Raw genomic sequence first — 15,023 nt, forward strand, 5'->3', positions numbered from 1 at the left:
TGCCGCATGACCGACCGCACCCGCCGCGTCGCCGTCCTCGGCGGCGACCGCACGCCGTTCGCCCGCTCCAACACCGCGTACGCCGACGCGTCCAACCAGGAGCTGCTCACCGCCGCCATCGACGGGCTGGTGGCCCGGTTCGGGTTGCGCGGCGAGCGGGTCGGCGAGGTGGTCGCCGGCGCGGTGCTCAAGCACGCCCGCGACTTCAACCTGACCCGCGAGGCGGTCCTGGGCTCGCGCCTGGCGCCGGAGACGCCCGCCGTCGACATCCAGCAGGCCTGCGGGACCGGCCTGCAGGCCGCGATCCAGGTGGCGAACAAGATCGCGCTCGGCACCATCGACTCCGGCATCGCCGGTGGCACGGACACGACCTCCGACGCTCCGGTCGCGGTGAGCGACAGGCTGCGGCGCAAGCTGATGAAGGTCAACGCCGCCCGCGACACCGCCGGGCGGGTCAAGGCGCTGGGCGCGATCCGGCCCGGCGACATCGGGCTGGAGATCCCGCAGAACGGCGAGCCGCGGACCAAGCTCTCGATGGGCGAGCACGCCGCGCTGACGGCGCTGGAGTGGGAGATCACCCGCGAGGCCCAGGACGAGCTCGCGGCCGCCTCGCACCAGCACCTCGCGGCGGCGTACGAGCGCGGCTTCCTCGACGACCAGGTCACGCCGTTCCGCGGCCTCGAGCGCGACAACAACCTGCGGCCCGACTCGTCGGTGGAGAAGCTCGCGACGCTCAAGCCGGTCTTCGGCCGCGGCGAGGCGGCGACCATGACGGCCGGCAACTCCACCCCGCTGACCGACGGCGCCTCCGCGGTGCTGCTGTCCTCGGAGGCGTGGGCCGCCGAGCACGGCCTGGAGCCGCTTGCCTTCTTCGTGGACGCCGAGACCGCCGCGGTCGACTACGTGCACGGCAACGAGGGGCTGCTGATGGCCCCGGCGTACGCCGTCCCGCGGCTGCTCGCGCGCCAGGGGCTGACCCTGCAGGACTTCGACTTCTACGAGATCCACGAGGCCTTCGCCTCGCAGGTGCTGGCCACGCTGAAGGCGTGGGAGGACCCGATCTTCTGCAAGGAGCGCCTCGGCCTCGACGCGCCGCTCGGTGCGATCGACCGGGACAGGCTCAACGTCACCGGCTCCTCGCTCGCCGCGGGCCACCCGTTCGCCGCGACCGGTGGGCGGATCGTCAACGTCGCCGCCAAGCTGCTCGCCGAGCGCGGGTCGGGTCGCGCACTGATCTCCATCTGCGCCGCCGGCGGCCAGGGGGTCGTGGCGATCCTCGAGCGCTAGCGGGTACGCGCGAGCGCGACCGCGGAGGCGACCAGGTAGTCGCGCACCTGGTCGGGCGAGATCGAGCCGACCGTGGGGATCCCGGGGGCGGCCTCCTTCACCAGGATGCCGACCCGGGCGAGCTGCAGGGCGCCGAGGCCGCTGGCATAGAGGGTGTTCGCGAGCAGGACCGGGTCGTCGACGGTGAAGGTGTCCGCCGCCACGCCGTCCTCGAGCACCTGGGTGAGCAGCGCCAGGCAGGAGGAGATGCCGCGGCCGAGGCGGAAGAGGGCGCTCTCGGACATCTCGTCGAGCAGGTCGGGGCCGGTGCGCCGCATCAGGGTCTGGGCGCAGTCGACGAACGCCGGGTGCGCGACGCCGTACTCCACGAAGGCGCCGACCAGCGCCGTCAGCTGCCGCTCGGGGTCCTCGGAGGTGGCGACCGCCTCGACGAGGACCGACCGGAGCTCCTCGAGGTAGCCGACCAGCGTCAGCGCGAAGAGCTCCTCCTTGCCGGTGAAGTGCCGGTAGACGATCGCCCGGTTGATGCCGACCGCCCGGGCGATGTCCTCGATCTGGGCGTCCCGCACGCCGCGCTCGTCGAACAGCGCGCGGGTGGCCGCGATGATCTGCTTCTCGCGCGCCCGGCGCCGGACAGCGGCGGCGCTGCGCCGGCCGTCGGTCTCGGTGGTGCTCACGGGCCACATCGTACGAGCGTGCAACTGCCAGTTGCACGGGTGTGACGGGAGTCGCGTCAGCCGGGCAGGTAGGACCGGACCGTATCGATCGTGTCGATCTCGTCGACCGGCTTGTCGTCGCGGTAGCGCACCACCCGCGCGAACCGCAGGGCGACGCCGCCCGGGTAGCGCGTCGAGCGCTGCACGCCGTCGAAGGCGATCTCGACGACCTGCTCGGGCCGCACGTGCACGACGTACGACGACCGGCTCGTCTCCAGCCCGAGGAACCGCTCGGTCTGCCACGCGAGCATCTCGTCGGTCATCCCCTTGAACGTCTTGCCGAGCATCACCAGCCCACCGGTCTCCGGGTCCCTCGCCCCGAGGTGGATGTTCGACAGCCAGCCCTGACGCCGGCCCGAGCCCCACTCGACCGCGAGGACCACCAGGTCCAGGGTGTGCACCGGCTTCACCTTCACCCAGGCGGCGCCGCGACGGCCGGCGTCGTACGGCGCCGCCAGGTCCTTGACCACCACCCCCTCGTGGCCCGAGCCCAGCGTCTGCACGAGGAAGTCCTGCGCCTCGTCGGCCGACGCGGTGACGACCCGCGGGACCCGGTGCTCGACGGGCACCAGCCGCTCCAGCGCCGCGGCCCGCTCGTGGGCGGGTGCGTCGATCAGGTCGGTGCCGTCGAGGTGGAGCACGTCGAAGAAGTACGGCGTCACGGTCACCCCGGCGCCCATGGCGGTGCGTGACGCGGTCTCCTGGAACGGGCGCGGGCGGCCGGACTCGTCGAGGGCGAGCGCCTCGCCGTCGAGCACGAACGTCGTCGCCGGCAGGGAGCGGGCGACCTCGACCACCTCGGGCAGGCGCGCGGTGATGTCCTCCAGCGAGCGGGTCGCCACCACGACCTCGGAGCCGGAGCGGTGCACCTGGATGCGGATGCCGTCGAGCTTCTGGTCCACGGCCACCTCCGCGCCCGCCCCGGCCTTGGCCAGCGCGGCCGGCAGGTCCGGAGCGCTCGAGGCGAGCATCGGCAGCACCGGTCGCAGCACCTCGAGCCGCACCTGCGCCAGCGCGTCGGCGCCGGCGAACGCGGCCCGGACGACGGCGACGGTCGAGCCGCCGAGCATCGCGGCACGCCGGACCGCCGCCAGCGGCACCCCCGCCGCCTGCGCGACGGCCTCCTGCACCAGCGAGTCCAGGGCGCCCTGGCGCACCCCGCCGGTGACCACGCCGCGCAGCCAGGCCTGCTCGTCGGCGGTGGCGCGCCCGAAGAGCGCCTCGACCGCCGCCGAGCGCGCCGCCTGCGACCCGCTGCCCGAGAGCGCCGCGATCCGGTCGAACTCCTCGTGCACCTCCCGCACCGTCAGCCCCGGCCCCGGCGCCGGCGGGGGCAGCGTCGTCAGGCCGCGCCAGCCGAGACCGGTGCGGCGCTGCCGCAGGGTGCCGCCGAGGTAGGCCGTGACGGTCTCGAGCTCGTCGGGCGCCGCCCGCCCGAGCAGGTCTGCCAGCGCCGCCACCTTGGCCTTGCGGGACCGGGTGGCGGCGACGGTCCCCGAGGTGGCGACGACGTCCGCGAGCTGCACCCCGCCATTCAAGACCAGCGCACCGACACCCGGCCGGGCCAGGTCCGTGCTGCCACTAGCGTTCACCCCGTGGGACGCAAGCAGCGGCTGCTCGTGGGCGCCGAGCACACTTGGGACGCGATCCGTCTGCGCCGGCGCTCCCGCAAGCCGCTGCAGCACTTCCGGATCGAGACCTACGGCGGCCACGGGGGTCCCGGTGGGGTCGTGGTGCGCGGCCGGGTGCTCGACAACCCGCCCCTGTCGGAGGCGGTGGCGGGGGAGGGCGTCGGCGCCGCGGTGCGCCGCAGCATGGCGCAGTTCGTGACCGTCGAGCTGCCCGGCGTACGCCTGCGCGTCACGGTCGCCGGCACCACGGTCGAGGCGACCACCGACGGGGACGGCTACTTCCGCGCCGAGCTGCACCCGACCGCCGTGCTCGACACGCCCTGGCAGCGCGGCACGGTCGAGCTGGCCGAGGCCTACCGGGGCGTCGACGGGCTGCACACGACGCCGTTCGCGGTGCGGGTGCCCGACCCGCGGGCGCGGTTCGGCGTCATCTCCGACGTGGACGACACGATCATCGAGACCGGGGTGCAGCGGGCCGGTGAGATGCTGCTGCAGACGTTCACCGGCTCGGAGCTGACCCGCACGCCGTTCCCCGGCGCCCCGGAGCTCTACCGCGACCTCGCCGGGCGGGACAACCCGGTCTTCTACGTGTCGTCGAGCCCGTGGAACCTGCACACCTTCCTGCACGGGTTCCTGCGGCACCGCGACTTCCCCCTCGGCCCGCTGCTGCTGCGGGACCTGGTCGGCACCCGCGACGGTCGCGCCCGCAAGCACGACCGGATCGAGGAGGTGCTCGCACTCCACCCCGACCTGTCGTTCGTGCTGCTCGGCGACTCCGGCGAGAAGGACCCGCAGATCTACGCCGACATCGTGCGCGAGCACCCCGGCCGCGTGCTCGCCGTCTACATCCGCGAGGTCCGGCTGGACCCCGGCGACGGGCGCGTCGAGCAGGTCACGGACGGCTGGTCGGAGGACGTGCCGTTCGTGCTGGCGGCCGACAGCGACGCCGTACGCCGGCACGCCGCGTCGATCGGGCTGCTGTGAGCCGCCTGCTGCTGACGGTCGACGCGCCGTCGCTGCTGCACCGCAACCACCACGCGCGCGCCGAGTCCGGGCTGCGGGACCGGTCCGGTCGCCCGGCCTGGGCGCTGCACGGCATGCTGCGCCAGATCCTGGAGGCGATCGACCAGTTCGCGCCGGACGCCGTGCTGTTCGGGCTCGACGACCGGTCCTCGTCGGTCCGGGAGGAGGCCTACCCGGGCTACAAGGCCGGCCGGGCGGCCAAGGACGCCGACCTCGTCGACCAGCTCGAGCGGGCGGGGGCCCTGCTGGACGCGCTGGGCATGCTCACCGTCACCCCGGCCGGCCTGGAGGCCGACGACGTCAACGCCTCCGCGGCCGCCTGGGCCGAGCGGTCCGGCTGGAGCTGCGTCATCATCACCTCCGACCGCGACTCCTTCGCCCACACCAGCGACCGGACGCAGGTGCTGCGGCTGATCAACGGCGGCATCTCCGCCTCGCCGCTGCTCAACCCCGCACGCCTGCGGGCCCTCTACGGCATCGCCGCCGAGCACTACCTGGAGTACGCCGCCCTGCGTGGCGACGCCAGCGACAACCTGCCGGGGGTGCCTGGCATCGGCGAGAAGCTCGCGCCCGTGCTGCTCTCGCAGATGGGCTCGATGCAGGCGGTCTGGGCCGACATCGACCACTGCGGGGGCGAGACCCTGGTCGCGACCCTCGACTCCTACTGCCAGGAGGTCGGCCGCCCGCGCATCGGTGCGTCGGTGCTCAAGCGGCTGGCGACGCCGGCGGCCCGCGAGCGCTTCGAGTTCAACGTCGCGATGATGTCGGGCCGCACCGACCTCGACCTCGGCCTGAGCCCCGACGTGCCGGGCAGCCCCGGCCTGCTGCCGCTCGAGCCGGACCGGGTGTCGCGGGTGGTCGGCTACCTCGGCGTGCCGTCGACGACCCAGCTCGCGCTCCGGGTGCTGACCGAGCCGCCGGCCAGTTCGCGCGGGCGCGTCTAGACCTGTCGGTCGGTCTCAGCATCGGCCGCTAGCGTTCGGCCCGGCCGGGGCTCGAGGGCGGGTCCCACGACCCTGGGGGGAAGACGATGTCGCGCGTTCACGCGTCGTTGCGGTGGTGTGCAGCGCTGGTCCTGGTGGGGACGGCGGTCGGCGGCCTGCCCGGGTCGGCCGGGGCGGCGCCCGCGAACCCGCTGACGGTCAGGCTGAGCGCTGGCCTGCGCGCGCAGACTCCCGACCTGAAGCAGGTCACGGTGACCGCGCTCCACCCCGGCACCCAGGCGATGGTGCGCGCGGTCGTCACGAACACCGGCGCCGTCCCGCTCGACCGGGCGGACGTCCGCTTCCGCTTCCCCGCCGACGGCACGTTGAGGTTCACCTCCCTGGTCGGAGACCCGGCGGCGGCGACCTGCACGACCCGGTCGGCCACCTCGACGGTCTGCACGGTCACCGGGCTCGCCCCCGGCGAGAAGCGCACCGTCGCCGTGTACGCCCGCGTCAGCGGCCCGACGTCGGGAACCTCCTGTGCCCGCGCCGCCGTCTCGCCCGACCGCACCACGGTCCCCGAGGTCGTCTCCACGACGTCCTGCATCTCCCGGACCGGCTGGCCGAAGACCGACACCGGCACGGGCTTCGCGGTCGGTGACCGCGTGCACGACCTCACGCTGGTCGACGAGCGGGGCAAGGTGGCGCGGCTCTCGGACTACCGCGGCAGCTACCTCCAGCTCGACTTCTCCGGTGCCTGGTGCCCCGCCTCGATGGAGCAGGCGGTCCAGGACAGCGCCGAGATCGCGGCGCTCGGCGACGCACTCGGGGCGCCGGTCCGCCTGCTCACCGTCCTCGTCGACGGGTCGATGTCCCAGCGTCAGAGCACCGCGACCAACGCACAGGCCTGGCGCACCAAGTTCAAGCTGCCCACCCACGTGCTCGCCACGCAGGCCGACAAGCGGCTCGAAGCGCTCCAGCAGCAGCTCGCCTACACCCCGGGGTCCGAGGCCGTCGGCTTCCCGACGAACGTGTTCGTGACCCCGCGCGGCCGGATCTTCCACATCCGCATGGGACGCGGGGAGCCGGGCGACACCACCGCGATCTTCCAGTCGCGCCTGCCCGGACGGGCCTGACCTGGCTCGCGGTCACCACCCCGGCGGGAGGGCGGTGAAGTCCGGCTCGCGGCCCTCGGCGAACGCCGCGAGCGCCTCGAGGTTCGCCGGCCCGCCCATCAGCTCGGCGAACGCGGCGTTCTCGCGCTCCCGCGCGGCGTCGATGCCGGCACGCAGGGGAGCGGTCATGGTGCGCTTGACCGCGACCAGCGAGGAGATCGGCCGGGCGGCGAGCAGCTCGGCGTGCCGCCGGGCCTCGGGCAGCAGGTCGTCGGGCTCGCAGACCCGCCAGACCAGACCCATCTCCAGCGCCTCCTGCGCCGAGATCCACTCCGCCGACAGCAGCACCCAGGCCGCCTGCTGGCGCCCGACCAGCCGGGGGAGCAGGTACGACGACGCCGCCTCGGGCGCCACACCCAGGCTCGTGAACGGGCACTTGAGCCGGGCCGTGGCCGACATGAACGCCAGGTCGGCGAAGCCGAGGATCGTCGTGCCGATCCCCAGCCCCACCCCGTTGACCGCGCAGACCAGCGGCTTCGGGAACGCCGCCAGGGCGTCCACGAGCCCGATGAAACCGTGCCGACCGGGCACGAAGTCGGGGTCGGTCGCGCGGGCGTGCATCTCCAGCAGGTCCGTGCCGGCGCTGAAGGCCCGCCCGTTGCCGGTCAGCAGCACCACCGCGACGTCCGGGTCCGCCGCCGCGGCGTGCAGCGCGTCGGTCGTCGCGTCGTAGAGCGCCTCGTCGAACGCGTTGAGCGCCTCGGGCCGGTCCAGGGTGAGCGTCCGGACCCGGTGGCGGTCCTCGATCAGCAGCGTCATGTCGCCAGACTAGAACGTGTTCTATGTCTGCGGTGCTGTCCGTGCCCCCGGGTAGCCTCGCGGACGTGGAGGCACGGGTGCGGGACTGGCGGCCCGCCTGGCCGTGCCCGGTCGGACCCGTGCTGCGCATCCACAAGCGGGGCGGCGGCGATCCGACGTACCGGATCGAGGGCGACCGGCACTGGCGGGGCATCCGCACCCCCGACGGTCCGACCACGCTGCTGGTCGAGCCGCGGCCGGCCGAGGGCACCGTGCACGCCGAGGCGTGGGGTCCGGGCGCCGGCTGGGTGCTGGACTCGCTCCCGGGGCTGCTCGGCGCCGACGACGACGTCAGCGACTTCGAGCCCGGCCACCACCCGCTCGTCACCGAGGCGTGGCGCCGCTACGGCCACACGCGGATCGGCCGCACCGGGCTGGTGATGGAGGCGCTCACGCCGGCGGTCATCGAGCAGAAGGTGACCGGGCAGGAGGCCTTCGCCGGCTTCCGGATGCTCGTGCACCGCTTCGGCGAGCGCGCACCCGGCCCCGGCCGGGAGCGCCGGCTCTGGGTGCAGCCGGACGCCGCGACGATCCGGCAGGTGCCCTCCTGGGAGTGGCTGCGGATGCACGTCGACCCCGCACGCTCGCGCGCGCTGGTCACCGCCGCCCGGGTGGCAGACGCGCTGGAGCGCACGGTCGGGCTGCCCGGCGAGGAGGTGGAGCGGCGGCTGACCTCGCTGCCCGGCATCGGCGTCTGGACGGCCGCGGAGGTGCGCCAGCGTGCCCACGGCGACGCCGACGCGGTGTCGTTCGGCGACTACCACGTGGCCAAGGACGTCGGCTGGGCGCTGGCCGGCCGGGCCTTCGACGACGCCGAGCTCGCCGAGGCGCTCGAGCCCTGGCGCCCGCACCGCGGCCGGGTGACGATCCTGGTCGGCCTCGCCGGCGGCCGGATGCCGCGCCGCGGCGCTCGGATGGCCCCCCGCACCCACCTGCCCGCGCGGGTCACCCGCACCTGAGGCCCGGGTGAGGTGACTACAGCAGCGGCCGGAGCGGCGCGAGCACCATCTCGGTGAACTTGCGGTGCAGGTCGCGCGCCTCCCACTCGTTGCGGGTCAGCTCCAGGGTGTTGGCCTCGTCGGTGCGGTAGATCTCCTCGAGGGCGGCCGCGAAGTCCTCGTCGATGACCTCGACGTTGATCTCGTAGTTGCCCTGGAGGCTGAGCCGGTCGACGTTGGCCGTCCCGACCGTCGACCAGGTGCCGTCGATGGTGGAGGTCTTCGCGTGCACCATCGCGTCGCGGTAGCGGAAGATCCGCACGCCCGCCTCGAGGAGCTGCTCGAAGTAGCCGCGCGAGATCCAGTCGGCGACGATGTGGTTGGACTTCAGCGGGACGAGCAGCCGCACGTCGACCCCGCGCGAGGCGGCGCCCTTCATCGCGTCGACGAAGTCCTGGTCGGGGCAGAAGTAGGCGTGGGTCATCCACACGTTGCGCGAGGCCCGGTTGATCGCCTCGATGTACATCGAGCGGATGGGGAACATCCACAGCCGCGGCACGTTGCGGTGGAACCGGATCCGCGGCTCCCAGGTCGACGCCGTCTCCAGCAGCAGGGGGCGCTCCGACGTCCCGATCCGGCGGCGCCGGTTGAGGTTCCAGAAGTCGGCGAAGGCGCGCTTGAGGTCCCAGACGCCCGGGCCGGTGATCCGCACGTGGGTGTCGCGCCACTCGGTCGCGTACGCCGACCCGATGTTGTAGCCGCCGACGAACCCGACCGCGTCGTCGACCACCAGGATCTTGCGGTGGTCGCGCCCGTAGCGGCTGAGGTCGAAGAACCGCCAGCCCGCCGGGTAGACCGGGTAGCGCAGCACCTTCATCGTCGGCGGGAACCGCTTGAACCGCGGGGAGACCACCAGGTTGGCGAACCCGTCGTAGATCACGTAGACCTCGACGCCGCGGTCGGCCGCGCGGGCCAGCGCCGCCTTGAACAGCTCGCCGACCTCGTCGCCCTTCCAGATGTAGGTCTCGAACAGGATCTGCCGCTGGGCCTGCTCGATGGCCCTGAGCATCGCGTCGTAGAGGTCCTGGCCGAACGTGTACGTCGTCAGCGTGCCGTCGCCGACCGGCACGGCGTGCGGCCGGGTGACCGGGAACGGCTTGGGCTTCTTGCCGCGGCGCCGGTAGGAGTCGACCAGCGTCATGCCGATCGCGAGCGCGAGCTGGAGCCCGACGACCGTGAGCAGCGTTCGTCGCAGGAGGCGCAGCACGCGCTCCGCGGCCGACTGGTTCCTGCTCACGGACCCAATCTAGCGGCCGTCCCCTCCTGTCCCACCGGTCACTGCGGGGATCACTGTCGGTGGCCCCGTCTACGCTCGATCCCATGCGACCAGTCACCGATCTCGAGCGCCGCGTGGCGCCGTTCCAGGTGGTCTCGGACTACCAGCCGTCCGGTGACCAGCCGGCGGCGATCGAGGAGATCGCGAAGCGGATCGACGCCGGCGTGCAGGACGTCGTCCTGCTGGGCGCCACCGGCACCGGCAAGACGGCGACGGTCGCCTGGGTGGCCGAGCGGCTGCAGCGCCCGATCCTGGTGATGCAGCCCAACAAGACGCTCGCCGCGCAGTTCGCCAACGAGCTGCGCCAGCTCTTCCCCGACAACGCGGTCGAGTACTTCGTCTCGTACTACGACTACTACCAGCCCGAGGCCTACATCCCGCAGACCGACACCTACATCGAGAAGGACTCCTCGATCAACGAGGAGGTCGAGCGGCTGCGGCACTCGGCGACCAACTCGCTGCTCACCCGCCGCGACGTGATCGTGGTCAGCACGGTGTCCTGCATCTACGGCCTGGGCACGCCGCAGGAGTACGTCGACCGGATGATCCGGCTCAAGGTCGGTGAGGAGCACGACCGCGACTCGGTCCTGCGCCGGCTCGTGGAGATCCAGTACACCCGCAACGACATGACCTTCACGCGCGGCACCTTCCGGGTCCGCGGCGACACCCTGGAGATCTTCCCGGTGTACGAGGAGCTGGCGGTCCGGATCGAGTTCTTCGGCGACGAGATCGAGCGGCTGATGACGCTGCACCCGCTGACCGGCGAGGTGGTCACCGAGGACGACGAACTCTACGTCTTCCCGGCCACCCACTACGTCGCCGGCCCGGAGCGGATGGAGCGCGCGATCCGGGGCATCGAGCTGGAGCTGGAGGACCAGCTCGCGACCTTCGAGCGGCAGGGCAAGCTGCTGGAGGCCCAGCGGCTGCGGATGCGCACGACCTACGACGTCGAGATGATGCGCCAGGTCGGCTCGTGCTCGGGCATCGAGAACTACTCGATGCACATCGACGGCCGCAGCCGGGGGTCGGCGCCCAACTGCCTGCTCGACTACTTCCCCGAGGACTTCGTGCTCGTCGTCGACGAGTCCCACGTGTCCGTCCCGCAGATCGGTGGGATGTACGAGGGCGACATGTCCCGCAAGCGCAACCTGGTCGACCACGGGTTCCGGCTGCCGAGCGCGATGGACAACCGGCCGCTGCGGTGGGAGGAGTTCCTCGACCGGATCGGCCAGACCATCTACCTGTCGGCGACGCCGGGCGACTACGAGCTGGACAAGGTGGGGGGTGACACCGTCGAGCAGATCATCCGGCCGACCGGGCTGGTCGACCCGGAGGTCGTCGTCAAGCCGACCAAGGGCCAGATCGACGACCTCATCCACGAGATCAACACGCGGGTGGAGAAGAACGAGCGGGTCCTGGTCACCACGCTGACCAAGAAGATGTCCGAGGACCTCACCGACTACCTGCTCGACGCCGGCGTCCGGACCCGCTACCTGCACTCCGAGGTCGACACCCTCAAGCGGATCGAGCTGCTGCGTGACCTGCGGCTGGGGCAGTACGACGTGCTCGTCGGCATCAACCTGCTCCGCGAGGGCCTCGACCTCCCGGAGGTCTCGCTGGTCGCCATCCTGGACGCGGACAAGGAGGGCTTCCTGCGCTCGGACAAGTCCCTCATCCAGACGATCGGCCGCGCGGCGCGCAACGTGTCGGGCCAGGTGCACATGTACGCCGACAAGATCACGCCCTCGATGGAGTCGGCCATCGACGAGACCAACCGCCGACGGGCCAAGCAGGTCGCCTACAACACCGCCCACGGGATCGACCCGCAGCCGCTGCGCAAGAAGATCGCCGACATCACCGACATGCTCGCCCGCGAGGACGAGAGCACCCAGGCGCTGCTGGAGACCTGGCAGCACCAGGACCCGAAGGCGCGCAAGGCGCCGGTGCCCGGGCTGTCGCGGATCGCCGGCGGTGAGTCCGGGCAGCACGCCAAGGACCTCGCGGGGCTGCCCAGCGCCGAGCTCGCCCAGCTGATCCAGGAGCTCACCGACCAGATGAAGGGTGCCGCCGCCGAGCTGCACTTCGAGGTCGCCGCCCGGCTGCGCGACGAGATCTCCGACCTGAAGAAGGAGCTGCGCCAGATGATGGAGGTGGGTGCGAAGTGACGGCCCGACGGGAGGTCCAGGTCACCTTCGACGCGAACGACCCGGGTGCGCTGAGCCGCTTCTGGGCGGAGGCGATCGGCTACCCGCTCCAGGACCCGCCGCCGCCGTTCGACAGCTGGGACCAGGCGCTGGAGGCCCGGGGTGTCCCGGAGGAGCGCCGCAACGACGCCTCGGCGCTGGTCGACCCGGAGGGGACCGGGCCCCGGCTGTTCTTCCAGAAGGTGCCCGAGCCCAAGGCCGCCAAGAATCGGGTCCACCTCGACGTCCGGGCGGCGCCGGGCCTGCAGGGCGAGGCTCGGATGGCCGCGCTGGAGGCCGAGGCCGAGCGACTGGTCGCGCTCGGAGCGACCCGCGTGCGGCGGTTCGAGCCGACGCCGCCGATGGGAGCCGGACACCTGGTCATGCAGGACCCCGAGGGCAACGAGTTCTGCCTGGACTAGACCCATGGGTCTCTCCGCGGTGACCTGAGTCGTCGTACTCACGCGACCGGCGGCTCCACCGCCCTAGCGTCAGCACCATGAGTCGCTACGCCGACCCCGACCGGTGCCCCGACTGCCGGGCGAGCCTCCCGCCGCGTCCCGCCGGCCGCGCCGCCTGCCCCGCGTGCGGGCTGCCGCTCGAGGGCACCGCCGCGGCCGAGCTCTTCGAGACCCTGCAGCGCGCCGACCATCTCGTCGCCACGCTGCGAGCCATGGCCGCCCCGGCAACCGGGGCGCCGGACTACGGCACCTCGAGCACCTATCCGGTGGCTCCCGTGCCGCCGCTCTCACCACCGCCGGTGCGACCGGTGTCGCCGGGACCGACGACCCGTCGGGGCTGGACCGTCCCGGCGGTCCTGCTCAGCCTGGGCGGCCTGTGCCTGGTCGTGGGCGCGCTCGTCTTCCTCGCCGTCACCTGGTCCGTCCTCGGTGTCGGTGGTCGCACCGCCGTGCTGGTGGGGCTGACCCTCGTGGCCGCCGCGGGCACCTGGCTGAGTGCCCGCCGCGGACTGCGCGGAGCCGCCGAGACGTTCGCGACGGTCGGCGGCGTCTTCCTCGCCCTCGACCTGGCCGGTGCGGGCACCGCGGGGTGGTTCGGCGACGCCGCCACGTCGACCCTGGTGCTCGTCAGCGCAGTGGTGGTGGCGGTGGTCCCGGCGGTGGGCAACGTGCTCCTGGGGCGCTGCCCCACCGGGCGGCTCCTCGCACCGCAGCTGGTCGCGGTCGCGGCCGTCGCGGTGGCCGCCGTCGCGGCGCTGGTGCGCTTCGACGGCCACCCCACGGTGACGGCCACCACCGCTGTCGCGGTCTCCGCCGCCGGCGCGGAGGCCGTACGCCGGTCGGGCCAGCGGGTGCTCGCGGTCGGGACCCTGGTGGTGACGGTCCTGCTCTGGCTCGGGCTGGTCCTCTCCGGCCTCGCCCAGGCGGCCGACGCCTGGTCGGCCGACGGCCGCGGCGCCGCCACCTGGACCGACGTCGAGCCGCTGCTGGTGAGCGCGGTGATCGCCGCCCTGGTCGTCGTCGGCGGCACGGTGCTGCACCGCGCCGAGCTCCTGACCCAGGGCGCCCTGGTCGCCGGCTGCTGGCTGCTGGCGATCGCGGCGGCCGCCGTGCTGGGGGACACCGCGACCGCGGTCCTGCTGGTGGCCGTCGTCGGGGCCGTCGTCGTCGCCGCGTCCGCGCTCGTGGAGGCGCGGACGGCAGCGCTGCACCACCTGGTCCCTGCCACGGGCATCGCCGCCCTCGGCATCGCGGCCGCCGCCGTGCTGGGCGCGGCCACGGTGGTCGCCGTCCTGGCCCAGGGCGTCCTCGAGGCGGTGGCCGACCAGCTCACCGCCGGCCACCACGACCTGCTCGCCCGGGCCGACCTGCGGCCGCTCGACGCGGACGTCGCGGCAGCGTGGACGGTCCCGCTCGCGGCGGTGGCGCTGGTCGCTGCCGTCGTCGTCCTCGCGCCGGTCGTGCGCACCTGGGTGCGCAGCCCTCGCGCCCTCGTCCTCGCCGTCCTCCCGGTCCTGACCGTGACCGCCCTGTGCTACGCGCCGGTGCTGCTGGTCGCCGTGGCCGTCGCCGTGCTGCTGGCGGGCCTGCACCTGGCCCCGCCGCCCGGTCCCTGGCGGCGCGAGGTCGACCTGGTGCTGGCCCTCGGCTGGACGGGGGTCGCGGGGCTGGTGTCGCTCTACGACCCGCTGACGGCGACCGCGGTCGCCGCGCTCGCGACCGCGGTCGTCGCGGTCCACCTGGCCCGCACGGACTCGGCCCTGGCGGGTCTCGCGCTCCCACCGCTGGTCGCGGCCACCGCCGCGTCCGCGAGCTGGCTCCTCGACCTGCCGTGGACGTGGGGCATCGCCGCCGTGGTCGTCGCGGTCGCGGTGACGGCCGTCGCCGCCGGGTCGACCACGACCACGGGCCCGGTGTCCCTGGTGACCTGCCTGCTCGCCACTCCGATCGGTGTGACCGCCGCCTCCGGCGACGGCGACGCCTGGCTGACGGCGTACCTCACGCTGACCGCGGCCGGCGCCGCCGCCCTGGCCATCCGGTCCCGGTCCGAGGCGGCGGCCGTCGTGGGAGCGGCGCTCGGGCTCGCCGCGACCTGGGTGCGGCTGGCCGGGTCGGGCGTCCACACCCCGGAGGCCTACACGCTCCCGCTCGCCGCGGTGCTGCTCGCCTTCGGCGGCTGGTCGTGGTGGCGGCACCACGACCTGGGCAGCATGCGCACGCTGGCGCCCGGCCTGGCCGTCGCGCTGGTGCCGTCGCTCGCCGTCACCGTGCGCGACCCGGTCAGCCTCCGGGCGCTGCTGCTCGCCCTGGCCTGCGCGGCACTCGTCGCCGTGGGTGCGGCGCGGCGGGTCCGAGCGCCGCTGGTCTGCGGCGCCCTGACGGGCGCGGCGCTCGTCGTGGTCGAGCTCGTGCCCTACCACGACGCGGTGCCGCGGTGGGTCCTGCTCACCGCCGCCGGCACCTGCCTGGTGGTCGCCGGGGTCCGCTGGGAGCACCTGGCCGCCCTCGGTCGTCGCGGCTGGGGCCGCCTGCACGAGCTCGCCTGACGG

Annotated in this window: 12 protein-coding genes; 8 read left to right on the plus strand and 4 right to left on the minus strand. The window is 73.7% G+C overall.

The window, feature by feature from the left end; genetic code table 11:
• The first annotated feature begins 6 nt into the window (after positions 1 to 6).
• Positions 7 to 1,287, plus strand: coding sequence for an acetyl-CoA C-acetyltransferase (locus tag ACILRH_RS17680; RefSeq protein WP_395695368.1), 1,281 nt, complete (start codon positions 7 to 9; stop codon positions 1,285 to 1,287).
• Here ACILRH_RS17680 and ACILRH_RS17685 read toward each other — a convergent pair.
• Together ACILRH_RS17685 and ACILRH_RS17690 are read right to left on the minus strand one after the other, a co-directional pair.
• Positions 1,284 to 1,964 carry a TetR/AcrR family transcriptional regulator gene (locus ACILRH_RS17685; protein WP_395695369.1) on the minus strand — a complete coding sequence of 227 codons (681 nt, stop codon included), beginning with the start codon at positions 1,962 to 1,964 and terminating at the stop codon, positions 1,284 to 1,286. The two genes, ACILRH_RS17680 and ACILRH_RS17685, sit on opposite strands and share 4 nt — an antisense overlap.
• A gap of 56 nt (positions 1,965 to 2,020) precedes the next feature.
• Entirely contained in the window at positions 2,021 to 3,529 is a 1,509-nt protein-coding gene (locus ACILRH_RS17690) for an ATP-dependent DNA ligase (RefSeq protein WP_395695370.1), read from the minus strand.
• Between the two features lie 69 nt (positions 3,530 to 3,598).
• Here ACILRH_RS17690 and ACILRH_RS17695 point away from each other — a divergent pair, with 69 nt between their 5' ends.
• The 3 genes from ACILRH_RS17695 to ACILRH_RS17705 all read left to right on the plus strand — a co-directional run bounded on the left by ACILRH_RS17695 (position 3,599) and on the right by ACILRH_RS17705 (position 6,719).
• Complete coding sequence (locus tag ACILRH_RS17695) at positions 3,599 to 4,618, plus strand: App1 family protein (RefSeq protein ID WP_395695371.1); 1,020 nt, start codon at positions 3,599 to 3,601, stop codon at positions 4,616 to 4,618.
• Positions 4,615 to 5,601 (plus strand): 5'-3' exonuclease H3TH domain-containing protein, encoded by a 987-nt coding sequence (locus ACILRH_RS17700; RefSeq protein WP_395695372.1) that lies wholly within the window; start codon positions 4,615 to 4,617, stop codon positions 5,599 to 5,601. Before ACILRH_RS17695 ends, ACILRH_RS17700 begins: the two co-directional genes overlap by 4 nt.
• A gap of 86 nt (positions 5,602 to 5,687) precedes the next feature.
• Positions 5,688 to 6,719, plus strand: a complete 1,032-nt coding sequence (locus ACILRH_RS17705) for a peroxiredoxin family protein (RefSeq protein ID WP_395695373.1) — start codon at positions 5,688 to 5,690, stop codon at positions 6,717 to 6,719.
• A gap of 12 nt (positions 6,720 to 6,731) precedes the next feature.
• Here ACILRH_RS17705 and ACILRH_RS17710 read toward each other — a convergent pair whose 3' ends face one another.
• Positions 6,732 to 7,517, minus strand: a complete 786-nt coding sequence (locus ACILRH_RS17710) for an enoyl-CoA hydratase/isomerase family protein (protein WP_395695374.1) — start codon at positions 7,515 to 7,517, stop codon at positions 6,732 to 6,734.
• A gap of 65 nt (positions 7,518 to 7,582) precedes the next feature.
• Here ACILRH_RS17710 and ACILRH_RS17715 point away from each other — a divergent pair, with 65 nt between their 5' ends.
• Entirely contained in the window at positions 7,583 to 8,515 is a 933-nt protein-coding gene (locus ACILRH_RS17715; protein WP_395695375.1) for a DNA-3-methyladenine glycosylase family protein, read from the plus strand.
• 16 nt (positions 8,516 to 8,531) lie between these two features.
• Here ACILRH_RS17715 and ACILRH_RS17720 read toward each other — a convergent pair whose 3' ends face one another.
• Positions 8,532 to 9,791 (minus strand): phosphatidylserine/phosphatidylglycerophosphate/cardiolipin synthase family protein, encoded by a 1,260-nt coding sequence (locus ACILRH_RS17720; RefSeq protein WP_395695376.1) that lies wholly within the window; start codon positions 9,789 to 9,791, stop codon positions 8,532 to 8,534.
• An 83-nt stretch (positions 9,792 to 9,874) separates the two neighbouring features.
• On the opposite strand from ACILRH_RS17720, the gene uvrB reads away from it, so the two are divergent.
• From uvrB to ACILRH_RS17735, 3 genes are all read left to right on the plus strand, one after another.
• A complete protein-coding gene (gene uvrB, locus ACILRH_RS17725) occupies positions 9,875 to 11,995 on the plus strand; it encodes an excinuclease ABC subunit UvrB (protein ID WP_395695377.1) in 2,121 nt (706 codons plus the stop codon).
• Entirely contained in the window at positions 11,992 to 12,435 is a 444-nt protein-coding gene (locus ACILRH_RS17730) for a VOC family protein (protein ID WP_395695378.1), read from the plus strand. Before uvrB ends, ACILRH_RS17730 begins: the two co-directional genes overlap by 4 nt.
• A 77-nt stretch (positions 12,436 to 12,512) precedes the next feature.
• The gene (locus tag ACILRH_RS17735) at positions 12,513 to 15,020 is read left to right on the plus strand and encodes an SCO7613 C-terminal domain-containing membrane protein (RefSeq protein WP_395695379.1); all 2,508 of its coding nucleotides are present in this window, start codon (positions 12,513 to 12,515) and stop codon (positions 15,018 to 15,020) included.
• The last annotated feature ends 3 nt before the right edge of the window (positions 15,021 to 15,023 follow it).

The organism is Nocardioides sp. (assembly GCF_044226765.1).
GTDB lineage: Bacteria > Actinomycetota > Actinomycetes > Propionibacteriales > Nocardioidaceae > Nocardioides.

What these genes read in the sequence shown, in the direction of transcription:
- ACILRH_RS17680 (WP_395695368.1), top strand. Translation starts at nt 7, where the DNA reads ATGACCGACCGCACCCGCCGCGTCGCCGTCCTCGGCGGCGACCGCACG.
- ACILRH_RS17705 (WP_395695373.1), top strand. Translation starts at nt 5,688, where the DNA reads ATGTCGCGCGTTCACGCGTCGTTGCGGTGGTGTGCAGCGCTGGTCCTG.
- ACILRH_RS17710 (WP_395695374.1), bottom strand. Translation starts at nt 7,517, where the DNA reads ATGACGCTGCTGATCGAGGACCGCCACCGGGTCCGGACGCTCACCCTG.
- uvrB (WP_395695377.1), top strand. Translation starts at nt 9,875, where the DNA reads ATGCGACCAGTCACCGATCTCGAGCGCCGCGTGGCGCCGTTCCAGGTG.
- ACILRH_RS17735 (WP_395695379.1), top strand. Translation starts at nt 12,513, where the DNA reads ATGAGTCGCTACGCCGACCCCGACCGGTGCCCCGACTGCCGGGCGAGC.